This window comes from Microbacterium binotii (assembly GCF_021398715.1).
In the GTDB taxonomy this organism is placed as follows: domain Bacteria; phylum Actinomycetota; class Actinomycetes; order Actinomycetales; family Microbacteriaceae; genus Microbacterium; species Microbacterium binotii_A.
The window spans coordinates 1774127-1789946 of sequence record NZ_CP090347.1; the positions used below are offsets into that span (position 1 = coordinate 1774127).

The window sequence follows — 15820 nt, forward strand, 5'->3', positions numbered from 1 at the left end:
TACCCGCCGGGCTCGGCGGATGGCTGATGACGGCCACGCTGCTCCCCTCGACGATCACCGTGTGCGGCTGGGACGTGATCGACTCCGGCATGGTGAGCGCTGAGGTCTGGGTCAACAGCTCGATCGTCCTCGCAGGCTGCACAGCGCTGGCAGCCGGCTGGGTGGTGGCGTACTCGATATGGGCGCGCCGGCGCGCGCACCTCGTGTGGGCACATGTGCTGCTCTGCATCGGCTTCGGCGCGACCGCGTGGGGAGTCCCGTACTTCGGGCTCGCTTACACGATCAGCGACCATTGGTCCGAGGGGAAACCGCTGGAAGGAATCGACCCGCTGGGCGCCAGATACTGCGGCCTCGATCTCAATCCTGCGGGAGCTGCCCTGGTGACCGGGGGCTTCGCAGCCATCGCGATATGGCTCGTCTGGTTGTGCGCGACGCGGCTGAGCGAGCGCCGCCGGGCTCGCTCAGAGACCATTCGCGACATGGGGCGCCCGCGCAACGCGTGACGAGATGCGCGTGCGTTCGAAGCGTCCGCGCACGACACACCCCGGAAACGAGAAAACCCCCGGATGACCGGGGGTTCTTCGGTGCGCGATACTGGGATCGAACCAGTGACCTCTTCCGTGTCAGGGAAGCGCGCTACCGCTGCGCCAATCGCGCCTGTACAGGCTGTTCAGTTATGGGCGAGGTGGCGACGGGATTCGAACCCGTGTAAACGGCTTTGCAGGCCGGTGCCTAGCCGCTCGGCCACGCCACCGTGTGTGGTTCGACCCACGTGACGTGATCTCCCCGGAGGGAGATCCCCGCACTCGAGCGGATGACGAGACTCGAACTCGCGACCCTCACCTTGGCAAGGTGATGCGCTACCAACTGCGCTACATCCGCATTTCGTTCCCGATCTCTCGGGCACTTGGAAAACATTATCCCAACTCCGACGCTTCGCAAAACCGAGACGGGCCCGCGCGTGTCTCGCCGTCTGGTCAACGAGGCCCGCCTGCATCCGGTATGCTCGGTTCTCGGCCCCACGGGTCACGGGCGATTGGCGCAGTTGGTAGCGCGCTTCCTTCACACGGAAGAGGTCATCAGTTCGAGTCTGGTATCGCCCACCCCGAAACCCCCGGTTCAGCCGGGGGTTTGGCGTTTCCGGGCTATCCTCTCCTCCATCGCGGAGCCCTTCGCCGAAGAATCTGGTAGCCGCTCAACGCGGCGAGGACCGCCCAGAGTGTCCAGAGGATCCACACACCCGCAACGCCCACAACCGGTGCGCTCGTGCAGTAGCTCGCGTCGGGGTCCGTACCCGAGTCGTAGCAGGCCCCCTGGCTGGAGGTCGTGAGGAGCAGAACGACCGCGGCGCCCAGAAGGACGAGCGCTCCCCACACCAGTCCGCGGACGACCGAGCTCCGTCTTCGCGGGTTGCTCTCGCTCATGACCCGAGGCTACTGGTGAACGCGTCCGGATCGAGAGCGAGCCCCCGAGACGGCCCGCGACGCGCCAGGATGGACACATGCCGTCTGCGCCGAAGCCCCCGCAGCTGAACACGCTCCACCTCGACGACCTCGCCGACGGAAGGCCCGAGGAGGTGGGTCCCGGGGCGACGCTGACCGGCAGGAGTCTGGCGATCGACCACCGTTCCCCTGTCGATCTCACCGACGCGAGACTCGACGGCGTCCGCTTCGACCGTTTCGTCGCCCCCGAGCTGCGCCTGCGCGGGGCGGGCCTGCTCGAGGTCGCGCTCGACGCCGTCGACGTCCCCGTCGTGGACGCTGCGCGCACAGACTGGTCTGATGCCCGTCTCAGCGGCCGTGTCGGGGCTCTCACCGCGTACGACAGCTCGCTGCGCAGCGTCCACTTCACCGGATGCCGCCTGGGCTTCGTGAACCTGCGCGGCGCGGAGCTGCTGGATGTCCAGTTCACGGACTGCTCGATCGACGAGCTCGATCTGAGTGAGACGCGGTGCCGTCGAGTGCAGTTCACGGACACACGGATCGCGTCTCTCGAGCTGCCTCGTGCATCGCTGACGGATATGGACCTTCGAGGCGCGGCGCTCTCGGCTGTCTCGGGCATCGGCCACCTGTCCGGCGCCACGATCTCCCACGAGCAGGCACTCCAGTTGACGCCGCTCCTTGCCGCGCACGTCGGGATCTCGATCAGCGACGAGTGATGATCATCGCCACCCGTAGCGCGCGCGGAGAGCCTCCGCGACCCGGGCGAAGCGCGCCGCGTCCAACGCGGCGCCCTCACGCCGTAGCCCCGCGTGGGACACGCTGTAGAGCTGATCGGTGTCAGCCCACGAGGGGCGGCGCTTCGGATCCCACCCACCCGCGCCCAGAGCGACGTAGGCATCGGACCCCGGATGCGCGCGGCTGGTGAGCTTGACCGCATAGACGCGGTCGCGGCTCTGACGCGCGACGACGAGCACGGGACGGTCCTTGCCGCGCCCGTCACGTTCGGCGTACGGCACCCACGTCCACACGATCTCCCCCGCATCCGGAATCCCATCGGGACGCGGCGCGTACGCGAGCCTCAGACGCCCGACAGAACGCGGATCAACTTCGCACGTCTGAGGGGACGCCGCGGGACGCACCAGGCGCAGGACGCCGCGGCCGAGGCGGGAGAGCAGACCCATCGCGCCAGCCTATCCAGACCGACGGAGGCCGCAGACGCCGAAAGGAGGGGGCGCCGCGGCGAACCGCGACGCCCCCTCCTTTCGGGAGACGATGTGTCAGGACTGCTCGGCGAGCGAGTAGCCCTCCTCACCGTGGACCGTGGAGTCCACACCGGCGAGCTCATCTTCGTTCTTGATGCGGAAGCCGATCGTCTTCTCGATCGCGAAGCCGATGATCCATGCGACGACGAAGGAGTAGATCAGCACACCCAGCGCGGCGATGACCTGCAGCACGAGCTGCTCGTAGTTGCCGCCGACGAACAGGCCCGTCTCGGTGGCGAAGAAGCCGAGGTAGACCGTTCCGATCAGACCACCGACGAGGTGGATGCCGACCACGTCGAGCGAGTCGTCGTAACCGAGCTTCCACTTCAGCTCGATCGCCAGGGCGCAGACGGCGCCGGTGAGGACACCGAGCAGCAGAGCCCAACCGGGCGTGAGGTTGGCGCACGAGGGGGTGATGGCGACGAGACCGGCGACGGCACCCGAGGCAGCACCCACCGAGGTGGCCTTGCCGTCCTTGAGCTTCTCGACGACGAGCCAACCGATGATGGCGGCAGCGGTCGCACCCAGGGTGTTGATGATGATCAGACCGACCGAGGAGTCCTCGGTGCCGAGCAGACCGAACGTGCCCTCAGCGCCGGCGTTGAAGCCGAACCACCCGAACCACAGGATCGCCGCACCGAGCATGACGAGCGGCACGTTGTGGGGCTTCGTGATGCCCTTCTGGAATCCGATGCGCTTGCCGAGGACGAGCGCGAGGGCGAGCGCCGCGGCACCCGCGTTGATGTGCACCGCGGTGCCACCTGCGTAGTCGATGACCGAGGTCGAGAAGCCGAAGGTCGTGCCCAGCTCCATGATCCAGCCGCCGCCCCACACCCAGGCTGCGACGGGGAAGTAGACGACCGTGGCCCAGACGCCGGCGAAGATCATCCAGGCGCCGAACTTGGCGCGGTCGGCGATCGCACCGGAGATCAGGGCGACCGTGATGATCGCGAACGTCGCGCCGAAGGTCGCGCCGACCAGACCGTTGTCGTCGAGCCCGCCCAGGCCGAAGTCGGAGAAGGGGTTGCCGGCGAACGACAACGGGCTTTCGACGGCGCTCATGTTGAACCCGTAGAGGATCCACAGGACGCTGACCAGGCCGAGCGCGCCGAAGCTCATCATCATCATGCTGACGACGCTCTTGGCCTTGACGAGTCCTCCGTAGAAGAACGCGACGCCCGGCGTCATGAAGAGCACAAGTGCCGTCGCAGCGACGGACCAGGCGAGATTTCCGCTATCCATGAAATTCCTCATCCATGTCGTGTTACTCGAGGTAATCCCAGGGCCGCAGATCGGGTCGCAGCTCCTCAGGACGTCCACAGTTTGTCGAGAAGGAGTTCCAGCGGTGCGCGAATGGTGTTTCCGCTTTGTTACAGCCGGCCCACCACGGTAAACAACAGGTTTCCCCGCACCGGGAACCCGCCAGGGATCGCGGCTCAGGAGTGGGTGAGCGCGATCAGCCGTGAGATGGCGCGAAGGTACTTCTTGCGATAGCCGCCCGCGAGCATCTCGTCGCCGAACACCTGGTCCAAGGCGACGCCGGTGGCTCGTATCGGGATCTGCGCGTCGTAGGCGCGATCGACGAAGGCGACGAGCCGGAGGGCCGCGGACTGGTCGGTCAACTGCTGCACGTCGCGCAGCCCGATGGTCGTCAGCCCGTCGATGAGGCGGATGTACCGCGACGGGTGCACTTTCGCCAGATGGGCGATGAGGGCCGAGAACTCGTCATCGGAGACGACACCGGATGCGGCAGCCTCGGCGAGAGCGCCCTCGTACGCCCCCGCATCCAGAACGACCGCATGCCCGTCCACCGCACGCTGGCGGTAGTCGACACCGTCGATCCGCAGCGTTTCGAACGAGGCCGACATCGCCTGGATCTCGCGTAGGAAGTCCTGCGCGGCGAAACGCCCCTCCCCCAGTGCGTTCGGCGGGGTGTTCGAGGTGGCGGCCAGTTTTGTGCCGGATGCGACGAGCTCGCCGAGCAGGCGTGTCATCACCATCGTGTCGCCCGGGTCGTCCAGCTCGAACTCGTCGATGCACAGGAGATCGGAGCCGCGGAACAACTCGACGGTCTGCTGGTAGCCGAGGGCGCCGACGAGCGCCGTGTACTCGATGAACGAACCGAAGTACTTCCGGCGCGCGGGCATCGCGTGATAGATGGATGCCAGCAGGTGCGTCTTGCCGACACCGAAGCCGCCGTCGAGGTAGACGCCCGGTTTGCGCTCGGGGGCGCGGGGAGCGCGGCGGAACAGACCGCGCTTGGGCGCCTCGACCACGGCGCCGGCGAACTCACGAAGTGTCTGCTTGGCCTCGGCCTGCGACGGAAAGGCATCATCCGCCCGGTACGTGTCGAAGCTCGCGTCGGCGAACTGCGGCGGAGGCACGAGGGCGGCGACCATGTCCGCACCGGTCACCTGCGGAGACCGCTCGGCGAGATGCACGAATGCGTTCTGATGAGCGGGCGAAGTCATGCGGAATCCTGTGTCACACGGTTACGGAGTGGATGCGGGTGAGGCGACGCGAACCTAGGCTCGGTCGGGCGACGTGCTCACTTTACGTGCTCGGTCGCACCCCGACCGAACAGGAGATCCCCGTGCCCGTCGACCTCGATGCCTCGTCCGAGAAGTTCACCGCTTACGCGCACCCCGAGCGCCTCGTCACCACTCAGTGGCTTCAGGACCGCCTGGGGGCTCCCGGACTCGTCGTCGTCGAGTCGGATGAGGACGTTCTCCTGTATGAGACGGGACACATCCCCGGTGCGGTGAAGGTGGACTGGCACACAGAGCTGAACGATCCCGTCGTGCGCGACTACGTCGACGGCCACGGGTTCGCCGAGCTCCTGAGCCGCAAGGGCATCTCGCGCGACGACACCGTCGTGATCTACGGCGACAAGAACAACTGGTGGGCGGCCTACGCGCTCTGGGTGTTCTCACTGTTCGGTCATGAGGACGTCCGACTGCTCGACGGTGGCCGCGACCGCTGGATCGCCGAGGGGCGGGAGATCACCACCGAGCCCGCGAACCGCGCGCGCACCGATTACCCCGTCGTCGAGCGCGACGACAGCGCGCTGCGCGCCTACAAGGAGGACGTCCTCGCGCACCTCGGGCATCCGCTGATCGATGTGCGCTCCCCCGAGGAGTATTCGGGCGAGCGCACCAGCGCTCCCGCGTATCCCGAGGAGGGCGCTCTGCGAGCCGGCCACATCCCGTCCGCGCAGAGTGTGCCGTGGGCACGCGCAGTCGCCGATGACGGCACGTTCAAGACCCGCCAGGACCTGGATGCGATCTACCGCGATGAAGCCGGCCTGACCGACGGCGAGCCGGTCGTCGCGTACTGCCGGATCGGTGAGCGCTCCAGTCACACCTGGTTCGTCCTGAAGCACTTGCTCGGCTTCGAGGACGTCCGCAACTACGACGGTTCCTGGACCGAGTGGGGCAGCGCGGTGCGCGTTCCCATCGTCACCGGCGCCGAGCCGGGCGAGGTGCCCGGCCGCTAGACGCTGCGTGCGAGAATGTCGCGGATGACCGACAGCGCCCTCCCCGAGAAGCTCGCCGAGATCCGCGAGGACTTCCTCGCCCTCGCCGAACCCGAACGCCTGCAGCTGCTTCTGGAGTTCTCGCAGGAGCTCCCGCCGATCCCGGCGGAATACGAGGGCCACCCCGAGCTGTGCGAGCGGGTGGCCGAGTGCCAGTCCCCCGTGTACATCGTCGTCGATGTGGATGGCGAGGGCATCGTGGCGATGCACGCCACCGCTCCGGCGGAGGCCCCCACGACCCGCGGCTTCGCGAGCATCCTCGCCCAGGGGTTGACCGGCCTCACCGTCGCGGACGCCCTCGCCGTGCCGGACGACTATCCGCAGAGCCTGGGGCTGACCCGCGCGGTCTCTCCCCTGCGCATCGCAGGGATGACGGGAATGCTCCTGCGGGCGAAGCGACAGATCCAGCGCAAGAGCGGCACCTGACGATGCACCTCACGCGGGTGATCCCCTGCCCCACGGAACGCATCGACGCCGGTGACGACGCCGGGCTCGCGTGGCTGCGCGCCGAGTACGAGCCCAGCGCCGAGAGATCGGTGCGGCTCAACATGATCACGTCGTTGACGGGGTCTGCGACGGGCACGGACGGCACGAGCGACACGCTCTCGAGTCCCGTGGACCGCCGCATCCTCGGGGTCATCCGCGGATGGAGCGATGTCGTGGTGGTCGGCGCGCAGAGCGTGCGCGCCGAGCGATACGTCGTCCCCAAGCGCACCCGCCTGGCGATCGTCACACGAACGGGACGACTCGACGGCCACCAGCTCGCGCCCGACGATGACACCGCACGCGTCTTCCTGGTGTGCGCCGAGCGCGACGCCGCCACTGTGAGACGCAACAGCGAGAGTCTGGGGCTCGACGTCATCGTGGTTCCGGGTGACGACATCGATCCCTCGCGCGTCATCTCGGCGTTCGCCGATCGCGGGTGGCTGCGTGTCGTCTGCGAGGGCGGTCCCACGCTCGCCTCGCAGTTCGCGCAGGCAGGCGTGATCGACGAGTTCTGCGTTTCCGTCGCGCCGCAGCTCGTACCGGCCACCGCGCCGTTCATCCGCGTTCCCGACGGTCACACGCTGGCGGCTCCGCACGGTCTGCTCGTCGACGACTCCGGCTTCAGCTACCTGCGGGCTCGACCGTCGGTGTGAGGCCCTGCGCACGCACCCAGTCGCGGATGCGGGCACTCCACCGCTGCTCGTCGTAGTTCCACAGCTTCGTGTGGCGGGCGACCTCGAAGACCTCGAGCTCGACGAGGTCGGGACGCGCCTGACGAAGATCGTGCGATGCATCGGAGGGCACGAAGCCGTCGTCGTCGCTGTGCAGGATGAGGATCGGGTCGCGGAGTTCGTCCGCCCGCGCGACGACGTCCAGACGATCGAACGGGATAGGAGCGCCGGTGCGGGTGAAAGCCGTGCCCCAGTCCGACTCCAGTGCCGAGATGGCGAGCTTGGTGACCGTGGCCGGAAGCTTCATGAGCTCTGCCTGGTAGTCGAGCACGACACGCCAATCGATGACGGGCGAGTCCAGCACGACACCGGCGATCATGTCGCGGTGCGCCGAGCTGAGCGCCAGCTGCAGGGCGATCGCACCACCCATCGACCATCCCATGAGCAGGATGCGGCGGGCGCCGTTGCGGCGGGCGAAGCCGATCGCCGCATCCACGTCGCGCCACTCCGTGGCCCCGAGCCCGTACGTGCCCGTGCGGCTGCGCGGCGCCTCACCGTCGTTGCGGTAGGAGACGACGAGCGTCGTGATGCCGAGGTTGTGCATGAGAGGGACGGCACGAAGGCACTCCGCGCGGGTCGTTCCGCGGCCGTGGATCTGGATGCACCACACATCCGTGTCCTGCTCGGCCGGGAAGAGCCAGGCCGGGCATGGTCCGACCGCCGAACCGATGAGCTGCGAGCTGAAGGGCAGCTGCAGTTGTTCCGGGCGGTCGAAGTACCAGCCGCTGAAGGCAGCCTCGGCGGAGAGCCGCGCATCCTGTCCGACATGCGTCAGCAGCTTGCGTTTGACGCCGGCCTCGTTCTCGGCCAGCACGCTGCCGAGCTTCACGTAGTCCTCGGTGCCGCGGGTGAACAGGCCGTAGCGCCCCGGCAGCCCGGTGTCGTCGTTGCGCTCGAGGGTGATCGTCTGCGAGGCGGGATCGAGCGCGAGGATGCGGGTGTCGGCGCGACGCCCGGCGGGCGTCACGACCTGACGCGCGACCCGGATGGCGACGGCTCCGATCAGAGCGGAGCAGAGTGCCGTCGCGGTCGCGAGAGCGACGGCTGCGCCGCGGAAGAGGGCGAAGGCGGTGGGTGAGGCGCCATGGCGGGCGGCGCGCCTGGAGTCCAACATCGTGGCTTCACTCTAGTCTGTCGCCGTGCCCTCCGACCCAGCCGCACCCGCGTCTGCACTCGACGACGCCGTCGCGCGGATCCTCGAGGTGTCGTTCCGCGAGGACCTCGTCGTGCGGCAGATTCCCGCTCCGTCCGGTATCGCCCCCGCGTCGTTCGCGCTGGCGGGCGACGTGCGACCCGAGCCCGGTGAGCACGAGTCCGCCTTCGGCACGGGTCGCTTCCTGCTCCTTCATGACGCGTCCGAGCCGGAACCCTGGGACTCGCCGTGGCGCATCGTCTGCTTCGCGCAGGCTCCTCTCGACACCGAGATCGGCACGGATCCGTTGGTCGCCGATGTGGCCTGGTCCTGGCTCGTCGACGCACTGCAGACCCGCGATGCGGGCTATCACGCCGCATCGGGTACGGCCACGAAGACCCTGTCCAAGGGGTTCGGGTCGCTCGCCGCAGAGGGGGACGGCGCCCAGATCGAACTGCGTGCATCGTGGTCTCCGGAGGGCGAGATCGAACGACACGTCGAAGCGTGGGCAGAATTGGTATGCATGCTCGCCGGGCTCCCGCCCGGCTCGGAAGGGATCGCACAGATCCGGGGAAGGGGTTCATCCCGTGCCTGAGTACTCCGTCATCGCCGACGAAGCAGAGTTCACGTCGGCGATCGAGAGACTCGCCGAGGGTGAAGGTCCGTTCGCTGTCGACGTGGAACGTGCATCCGGTTTCCGCTACTCACAGCGCGCGTACCTGGTGCAGATCTATCGGCGCGGGTCGGGCGTGTTCCTCATCGATCCGCCGGCCTTCTCCGACTTCTCCGCACTTCAGGCCGTCCTCGGCACGGCGGACTGGGTTCTCCACGCTGCGAGCCAGGACCTGCCCTCGCTGCGGGAACTGGGGCTGGAGCCGCCGCGCATCTTCGACACAGAGCTCGCCTCGCGGCTTCTCGGACACGCCCGCGTCGGGCTCGGGGCCGTCGTCGAGGACACGCTCGGCATCACCCTCGCCAAGGCGCACTCCGCGGCCGACTGGTCGACCCGGCCACTCCCCCAGTCCTGGCTCGAGTACGCCGCGCTGGATGTGGTGCATCTGATCGACGTGCGTGACGCACTCGTGTCGGAGCTTGCCGAGCAGGGTAAGACCGAGCTGGCCGAGGAGGAGTTCCAGGCAGTGCTCGACCGCCCCGTCAAGCCCCCGCGCGCGGATCCGTGGCGGCGGTTGAGCGGCCTGCACACGCTCCGAGGGCGCCGAAACCTGGCCGTCGCCCGCGCGCTCTGGCAGGCGCGCGAAGAGCTCGCCGTCGCGCAGGACGTGTCTCCGGGCCGTCTGGTACCCGACCGCGCGCTCGTGGCGGCCGTGGCGGCGGCTCCCGACAGCAAGCGCGCTCTCGCGGCGGTGAAGGAGTTCACCGGTCGCGCGAGCCGTTCTGAGCTCGACCGGTGGTGGGCGGCCATCGAGGAGGGTCGTGCGGCGACGGACCTCCCCCTCGAGCGCGTCGGCAGCGACGCATTGCCTCCGCCGCGGGCGTGGATCGACCGCAACCCCGAGGCCGACGCGCGCCTGAAGGCCGCGCGCCCTCTCGTCGAAGCCCGCGCCGAAGAACTGACGATGCCGACCGAGAACCTGCTCACCCCGGAACTGCTGCGACGCGTCGCGTGGGAGCCGCCGACGCCCGTCGACGCTGACACGGTGGGCGCAGCTCTTCTCGCACTCGGCGCCCGCCCGTGGCAGGTGCGAGAAACCGCACAGACGATCGCCGATGCTTTTGTGGCTTCCGTGCAATCGGTCGAGAACGCGGCGGAGAACGCTTCGTAGGTTCGATCCAATCGGTTTTTTCCGGCCCCGAGCCCCTCCTACGTTGGAGGAAACCCCGATCATTGGAGGCAGAGTGGCCGAGATTTCGGACGTCTTCTTCGTCGACGGCATGCGTACGCCCTTCGGGCGCGCCGGCGAGAAGGGCATGTACTGGAACACCCGCGCGGACGATCTGGTGGTCAAGACGATCATCGGCGTCATGGAGCGCAATCCGCAGGTCCCCGCGGACCGCATCGACGACGTCGCCATCGCCGCGACCAGCCAGACCGGCGACCAGGGACTCACCCTCGGTCGGTCGGCTGCGATCCTGGCGGGCTTGCCGATGACGGTCCCCGGCTTCGCGATCGACCGCATGTGCGCCGGCGCCATGACCAGCGTCACCACGATGGCCGGCTCGATCGGCGTCGGCATGTACGACGTCGCGCTTGCCGGCGGTGTGGAGCACATGGGGCGCCACCCCATCGGCGCCAACGCCGATCCGAATCCGCGCTTCGTCGCCGAGCGGATGGTGGACCCGGGAGCGCTCAACATGGGCGTGACCGCCGAGCGCATCTTCGACCGCTTCCCGCACCTGACGCGCGAACGCAGCGACATGTTCGGCATGCTCAGCCAGCACAAGGCGCAGGCGGCGTACGAGAACGGCAAGTTCCAGCCCGACCTCGTTCCGGTCGCCATCAAGGACGCCGACGGCGCGTGGGGGCTGGCGACCGAGGATGAGGGGCGCCGCCCCGAGACGACGCTCGAGCAGCTCGCGACGCTGAAGACCCCGTTCCGCCCGCACGGCCGCGTGACGGCCGGTACCTCCTCGCCGCTCACCGACGGCGCGACCATGGGCCTGCTGGCCGGCGGCGGCGCGGTCAAGGAACTGGGCCTGCAGCCGAAGATGCGTCTCGTCTCCTTCGCTTTCGCCGGCGTTCAGCCGGAGATCATGGGCATCGGGCCGATCCCCGCCACTGAGAAGGCCCTGCGCAAGGCGGGACTCACGATCGACGACATCGGCCTGTTCGAGCTGAACGAGGCGTTCGCGATCCAGGTCATCTCGCTCCTGGATCACTTCGGCATCGCCGACGACGACCCGCGGGTGAACGCGTGGGGCGGTGCCATCGCCCTCGGACACCCCCTGGCCGCATCCGGTGTGCGTCTGATGATCCAGCTCGGCGCGCAGTTCCGCGAGCGGCCGGACGTCCGCTACGGACTCACAGCGATGTGTGTGGGGCTGGGCCAGGGCGGCTCGGTCATCTGGGAGAACCCGTACTTCGACGGCAAGAAGCGGAAGTGACTGCGACCATGACCGACTACGACGCGATCGACTTCTCCCCCCTCGACCAGTTCTCCGGCGACGAGGTCGTCACCCACTCCCCCGTGCGCGACATCCGTCTGCCCTCGGGCAAGGTGCTGGCGCTCATCACGCTCGACAACGGCCGCGACCACACACGACCGAACACTCTCGGCCCCGCGACGCTCAAGGAGCTCGGCGAGACGCTCTCCACGCTCGCCGCGCGCGCAGCCGCGGGCGACATCCACGCGGTCGGCATCACGGGAAAGCAGTACATCCTCGCCGCGGGCGCAGACCTGTCCGATGTCTCGAAGGTCCCCTCACGGGATGCCGCCAAGCTCATCGCGCAGCGCGGTCATCAGGTGCTGGGGCGCCTCGCAGAGCTCGGCGTGCCGTCCTTCGCCTTCGTGAACGGTCTGGCACTCGGCGGCGGCGTCGAGATCGCACTCAACTCCACCTATCGCACGGTGGACGCGTCCGCTGCCGCGATCGCCTTGCCCGAGGTCTTCCTGGGAATCATCCCGGGCTGGGGCGGGTCGTACCTGCTCCCGAACCTCATCGGCATCGAGAAGGCGCTCGAGGTGGTCATCTCGAACCCGCTGAAGCAGAACCGCACGCTCAAGCCCCGCCAGGCTTTCGAGCTCGGCATGTTCGACGCCATCTTCTCCCCGGCGAACTTCCTCGAGGAGTCGCTCGTCTGGGCCGACGGTGTCATCGGCGGCACGATCAAGGTCGAGCGCAAGAACGAGCCCGGCAAGATCGAGCGCCTCACGAAGTGGCCGATCGCCATCAAGATGGCGCGGGGCATGCTGGAGAGCCGTATCGGCACGGTTCCGCGCTCTCCCTATGTCGCGCTCGAACTCCTCGACAAGGCCAAGGGCGGCACCAGGGCCGAGGGCTTCGCGCGGGAGGACGAGGCGCTGGCGGATCTCGTCGTCGGCGATCAGTTCGCGGCCTCGATGTACGCGTTCGATCTCGTGCAGAAGCGCGCCAAGCGCCCCGTCGGCGCACCGGACAAGGCGCTGGCGAAGAAGGTCACCAAGGTGGGCGTGATCGGCGCGGGCCTCATGGCCAGTCAGTTCGCGCTGCTGTTCGTGCGCAAGCTCCGCGTGCCCGTGCTCATCACCGATATCGACCAGGCACGGGTCGACAAGGGGGTGGCGCACATCCACGACGAGATCGGCAAGCTCGAGGCGAAAGGTCGTCTGGATGCGGATGCCGCCAACCAGTTGCGCGGACTCGTGACCGGCACGACCGACAAGTCGCAGTACGCGGACTGCGACTTCGTCATCGAGGCGGTCTTCGAGGAGGTCGGCGTCAAGCAGCAGGTGTTCGCGGAGATCGAGTCGATCGTGGCGGAGGATGCGATCCTGGCGACGAACACCTCGTCGCTCTCGGTCACCGAGATCGGGTCCACGCTCGCGCACCCCGAGCGCCTGGTCGGCTTCCACTTCTTCAACCCGGTGGCCGTCATGCCGCTCATCGAGGTGGTCAAGACGGAGGCGACTTCGGATGCGGCCCTGTCCACGGCGTTCGTCGTGGCCAAGGGTCTCGGCAAGAACGCCGTGCTGACCGCCGACGCTCCCGGCTTCGTCGTCAACCGGCTGCTGGCCAAGGTCATGGGCGAGGCCGCACGCGCCGTCTACGAGGGCACGCCGTTGCTCACCGTCGAGAAGGCATTCGCTCCCCTCGGGCTGCCGATGACTCCGTTCCAGCTCATCGATCTGGTGGGGTGGAAGGTCGCGGCACACGTGCAGGACACGATGGCTCATGCGTTCCCCGACCGGTTCTTCGCGTCGGAGAACTTCCACAGCCTGGCCGAGCTGCCGGAAGTCGTCGAGAAGGACAAGAACGGACGGGTCACCGGCTGGACGAAGGCGGCCGAGAAGGTGTTGAAGCCCGCGGTGGGCACGACACCCGTCGCAGAGGCGGAGATCCTCCGGCGGGTGCAGGACGGCCTGGCGCAGGAGATCCGCATCATGCTGGACGACGATGTCGTGCCGGAGGTGCAGGACATCGACCTGTGCCTCATCCTCGGCGCGGGCTGGCCGTTCATCGACGGTGGAGCGTCGCCCTACCTCGATCGCGAGGGAGCATCCGAGCGCGTGTTCGGAGCGACCTTCCACACGCCGCCGATCCTCGGCGTCGGCGCCTGACACAACGCGGAAGGGGCGGGCCACTTCACGGTGGACCGCCCCTTCGGCTTCATATCAGGAGTTGCGCGTGCCGACGCCCTCATCGTCCGGAACGCGGAGTTCTGCCGCGTCCTTCGACCCCCGTGCGACGGGGATCCGCGTACCGAGGACCTGCGCCACCACGTCCTGTGCGATCTTCGCAGAGGTGAGGCCGGCATCCGCCAGGATCTGATCGCGGGAGGCGTGGTCGATGAACTCGTCCGGGACTCCGAGCTCGTCGACCGCCGTGTCGACGCCGTTCTCACGGAGAACCTGACGGATGCGGGTGCCGATCCCGCCCACTCGGATGCCGTCCTCGATCGTGATCACGAGACGGTGCGCGGCCGCCAGGTCGACGAGTGAGCCTGGTACGGGCACGACCCACCGGGGATCGACGACGGTGGCGCCGATGCCCTGCGCGGAAAGGCGCTCGGCGACCTCCATCGCGGTGTGGGCCATGGGCCCGATGCCGATGACGAGCACGTCGGCCGCCTGGGGCCTCACGAGCACATCGACGCCGTCGTGCAGACGCTCGACGGCGGGAAGCTCCTTGCCCACCGCTCCCTTCGGGTAGCGCAGCACCGTGGGCCCGTCCGAGACCTCCACCGCCTCCGCCAGCTCCTCGCGCAGGCGTGCGGCGTCACGCGGCGCCGCGATCCGGATGCGCGGCACCAGCTGCAGCATCGCGAGGTCCCAGATCCCGTGGTGGCTCGGGCCGTCGGGGCCCGTGACACCGGCGCGATCGAGGACGAACGTGACTCCCGCGCGGTGCAGGGCCACATCCATCAGCACCTGGTCGAAAGCACGGTTCATGAACGTCGCGTAGATCGCGACGACCGGGTGCAGACCGCCGTACGCGAGACCCGCGGCCGACGCGGCGGCGTGCTGCTCGGCGATCCCGACGTCGTAGACCCGGTCGGGGAACTGCTGCGCGAACGGCAGCAGGCCGGTCGGACGCAGCATGGCGGCTGTGACGGCGATCACGTCCGACCGCTCCGCTCCGATGCGCGTGAGCTCCTCCGCGAACACGTCGGTCCAGGCGGTGCCCGCGTCCGCACCGAGCGTCGCGCCCGTCACCGGGTCGATGCGGCCGACCGCGTGGAATTGATCGGCCTCGTCATCGACCGCCGGCTGGTAGCCGCGCCCCTTCTCCGTGATCGTGTGCACGATCACGGGAGCGCCGTAGTTCTTCGCCAGCTCGAGCGTCTCGAGCAGCGCACGGATGTCGTGGCCGTCGATCGGTCCCAGGTACTTGATGTCGAGGTTCGAGTACAGAGCCTCGTTGTTGGTGAACCGCGAGAGGAAGCCGCGCGTGCCACCGCGCACGCCGCGATAGAACGCCCGCGCGGCCGGCCCGAGACGGGTGATGAGATTGCGGGATCCGCGATGCAGACTCTGGTAGGCGTCTGCGGTGCGCACGCGGTTGAGGTAGCGCGCCATGCCGCCGATCGTCGGTGCGTACGAGCGGCCGTTGTCGTTGACGACGATGACCAGGTTCCGATCGTTGTCATCGGAGATGTTGTTGAGCGCTTCCCAGGTCATTCCACCCGTGAGGGCGCCGTCGCCCACGACGGCGACGACGTGACGGTCACGACGACCCGTCTGGGCGAACGCGCGAGAGATACCGTCGGCCCAGCTGAGCGAACTGGAGGCGTGGGAGGACTCGACGATGTCGTGCTCGCTCTCCGAACGCTGCGGATATCCGGCGAGACCGCCGCGTGAGCGCAGCGCCGAGAAGTCCTGACGACCGGTGAGCAGCTTGTGCACGTACGACTGGTGGCCCGTGTCGAAGACGATGGGGTCGTTCGGCGAGTCGAAGACGCGGTGCAACGCGATGGTGAGTTCCACGACCCCGAGGTTCGGTCCGAGGTGTCCACCGGTGCGGGCCACGTTCTCGATGAGGAACTCACGGATCTCCCCGGCGAGCTCCTCGAGCTGCGGGGTCGTCAGGGTGCGCAGATCGCCTGGCTGTGTCACGCGGGACAACAACGACATATC

Annotated in this window: 15 protein-coding genes and 4 tRNA genes; 10 read left to right on the forward strand and 9 right to left on the reverse strand. The window is 68.2% G+C overall.

The genetic code is table 11. From position 1 onward, the window contains the following. Positions 1–26 precede the first annotated feature (26 nt). Positions 27–503 carry a hypothetical protein gene (locus tag LXM64_RS08905; RefSeq protein WP_234072921.1) on the forward strand — a complete coding sequence of 159 codons (477 nt, stop codon included), beginning with the start codon at positions 27–29 and terminating at the stop codon, positions 501–503. A gap of 82 nt (positions 504–585) precedes the next feature. On the opposite strand, the gene LXM64_RS08910 is transcribed toward LXM64_RS08905, so the two are convergent. The 3 genes from LXM64_RS08910 to LXM64_RS08920 form a co-directional block, all read right to left on the reverse strand. Then, positions 586–657: transfer RNA gene (locus LXM64_RS08910), tRNA-Val, on the reverse strand. Between the two features lie 26 nt (positions 658–683). Then, positions 684–754, reverse strand: a tRNA-Cys gene (locus tag LXM64_RS08915). 55 nt (positions 755–809) lie between these two features. Beyond that, positions 810–882, reverse strand: a tRNA-Gly gene (locus LXM64_RS08920). A gap of 148 nt (positions 883–1030) precedes the next feature. On the opposite strand from LXM64_RS08920, the gene LXM64_RS08925 reads away from it, so the two are divergent. Beyond that, positions 1031–1103 (forward strand) — tRNA-Val (locus LXM64_RS08925). A 42-nt stretch (positions 1104–1145) separates the two neighbouring features. Here the strand turns inward: LXM64_RS08925 and LXM64_RS08930 are convergent. Beyond that, entirely contained in the window at positions 1146–1424 is a 279-nt protein-coding gene (locus LXM64_RS08930) for a hypothetical protein (protein ID WP_234072922.1), read from the reverse strand. 77 nt (positions 1425–1501) lie between these two features. Between LXM64_RS08930 and LXM64_RS08935 the strand changes: the two genes are divergently transcribed. After that, entirely contained in the window at positions 1502–2158 is a 657-nt protein-coding gene (locus LXM64_RS08935) for a pentapeptide repeat-containing protein (RefSeq protein WP_234072923.1), read from the forward strand. Between the two features lie 3 nt (positions 2159–2161). Here LXM64_RS08935 and LXM64_RS08940 read toward each other — a convergent pair whose 3' ends face one another. The 3 genes from LXM64_RS08940 to zapE form a co-directional block, all read right to left on the reverse strand. Next, a complete protein-coding gene (locus LXM64_RS08940; protein WP_326490522.1) occupies positions 2162–2623 on the reverse strand; it encodes a type II toxin-antitoxin system PemK/MazF family toxin in 462 nt (153 codons plus the stop codon). A 96-nt stretch (positions 2624–2719) separates the two neighbouring features. Continuing rightward, positions 2720–3946, reverse strand: coding sequence for an ammonium transporter (locus LXM64_RS08945; RefSeq protein WP_234072924.1), 1227 nt, complete (start codon positions 3944–3946; stop codon positions 2720–2722). Between the two features lie 194 nt (positions 3947–4140). After that, entirely contained in the window at positions 4141–5175 is a 1035-nt protein-coding gene (gene zapE / locus LXM64_RS08950; protein ID WP_234072925.1) for a cell division protein ZapE, read from the reverse strand. A 116-nt stretch (positions 5176–5291) separates the two neighbouring features. On the opposite strand from zapE, the gene LXM64_RS08955 reads away from it, so the two are divergent. From LXM64_RS08955 to LXM64_RS08965, 3 genes are read left to right on the forward strand one after another with little or no spacing between them, the layout of a single operon-like run. Next, positions 5292–6200 (forward strand): sulfurtransferase, encoded by a 909-nt coding sequence (locus LXM64_RS08955; RefSeq protein ID WP_419144866.1) that lies wholly within the window; start codon positions 5292–5294, stop codon positions 6198–6200. 24 nt (positions 6201–6224) lie between these two features. Then, a complete protein-coding gene (locus tag LXM64_RS08960) occupies positions 6225–6665 on the forward strand; it encodes a SufE family protein (RefSeq protein ID WP_234072927.1) in 441 nt (146 codons plus the stop codon). A 2-nt stretch (positions 6666–6667) separates the two neighbouring features. After that, positions 6668–7378: a dihydrofolate reductase family protein gene (locus LXM64_RS08965; protein ID WP_234072928.1), complete on the forward strand. Its 711-nt coding sequence runs from the start codon at positions 6668–6670 to the stop codon at positions 7376–7378. Here LXM64_RS08965 and LXM64_RS08970 read toward each other — a convergent pair. Then, complete coding sequence (locus tag LXM64_RS08970) at positions 7347–8570, reverse strand: alpha/beta hydrolase family protein (protein WP_234072929.1); 1224 nt, start codon at positions 8568–8570, stop codon at positions 7347–7349. The genes LXM64_RS08965 and LXM64_RS08970 overlap by 32 nt on opposite strands. A gap of 25 nt (positions 8571–8595) precedes the next feature. Here LXM64_RS08970 and LXM64_RS08975 point away from each other — a divergent pair, with 25 nt between their 5' ends. The 4 genes from LXM64_RS08975 (at position 8596) to LXM64_RS08990 (ending at position 13804) form a co-directional block, all read left to right on the forward strand. Then, positions 8596–9183, forward strand: coding sequence for a DUF3000 domain-containing protein (locus tag LXM64_RS08975; RefSeq protein WP_137416915.1), 588 nt, complete (start codon positions 8596–8598; stop codon positions 9181–9183). Further along, positions 9176–10372 (forward strand): ribonuclease D, encoded by a 1197-nt coding sequence (locus LXM64_RS08980; protein WP_234072930.1) that lies wholly within the window; start codon positions 9176–9178, stop codon positions 10370–10372. Before LXM64_RS08975 ends, LXM64_RS08980 begins: the two co-directional genes overlap by 8 nt. 73 nt (positions 10373–10445) lie before the next feature. Continuing rightward, a complete protein-coding gene (locus LXM64_RS08985) occupies positions 10446–11651 on the forward strand; it encodes a thiolase family protein (RefSeq protein ID WP_234072931.1) in 1206 nt (401 codons plus the stop codon). Between the two features lie 8 nt (positions 11652–11659). Continuing rightward, positions 11660–13804, forward strand: coding sequence for a 3-hydroxyacyl-CoA dehydrogenase NAD-binding domain-containing protein (locus LXM64_RS08990; protein ID WP_234075445.1), 2145 nt, complete (start codon positions 11660–11662; stop codon positions 13802–13804). 54 nt (positions 13805–13858) lie between these two features. On the opposite strand, the gene dxs is transcribed toward LXM64_RS08990, so the two are convergent. Further along, entirely contained in the window at positions 13859–15817 is a 1959-nt protein-coding gene (dxs, locus tag LXM64_RS08995) for a 1-deoxy-D-xylulose-5-phosphate synthase (RefSeq protein WP_234072932.1), read from the reverse strand. Positions 15818–15820: the final 3 nt, after the last annotated feature.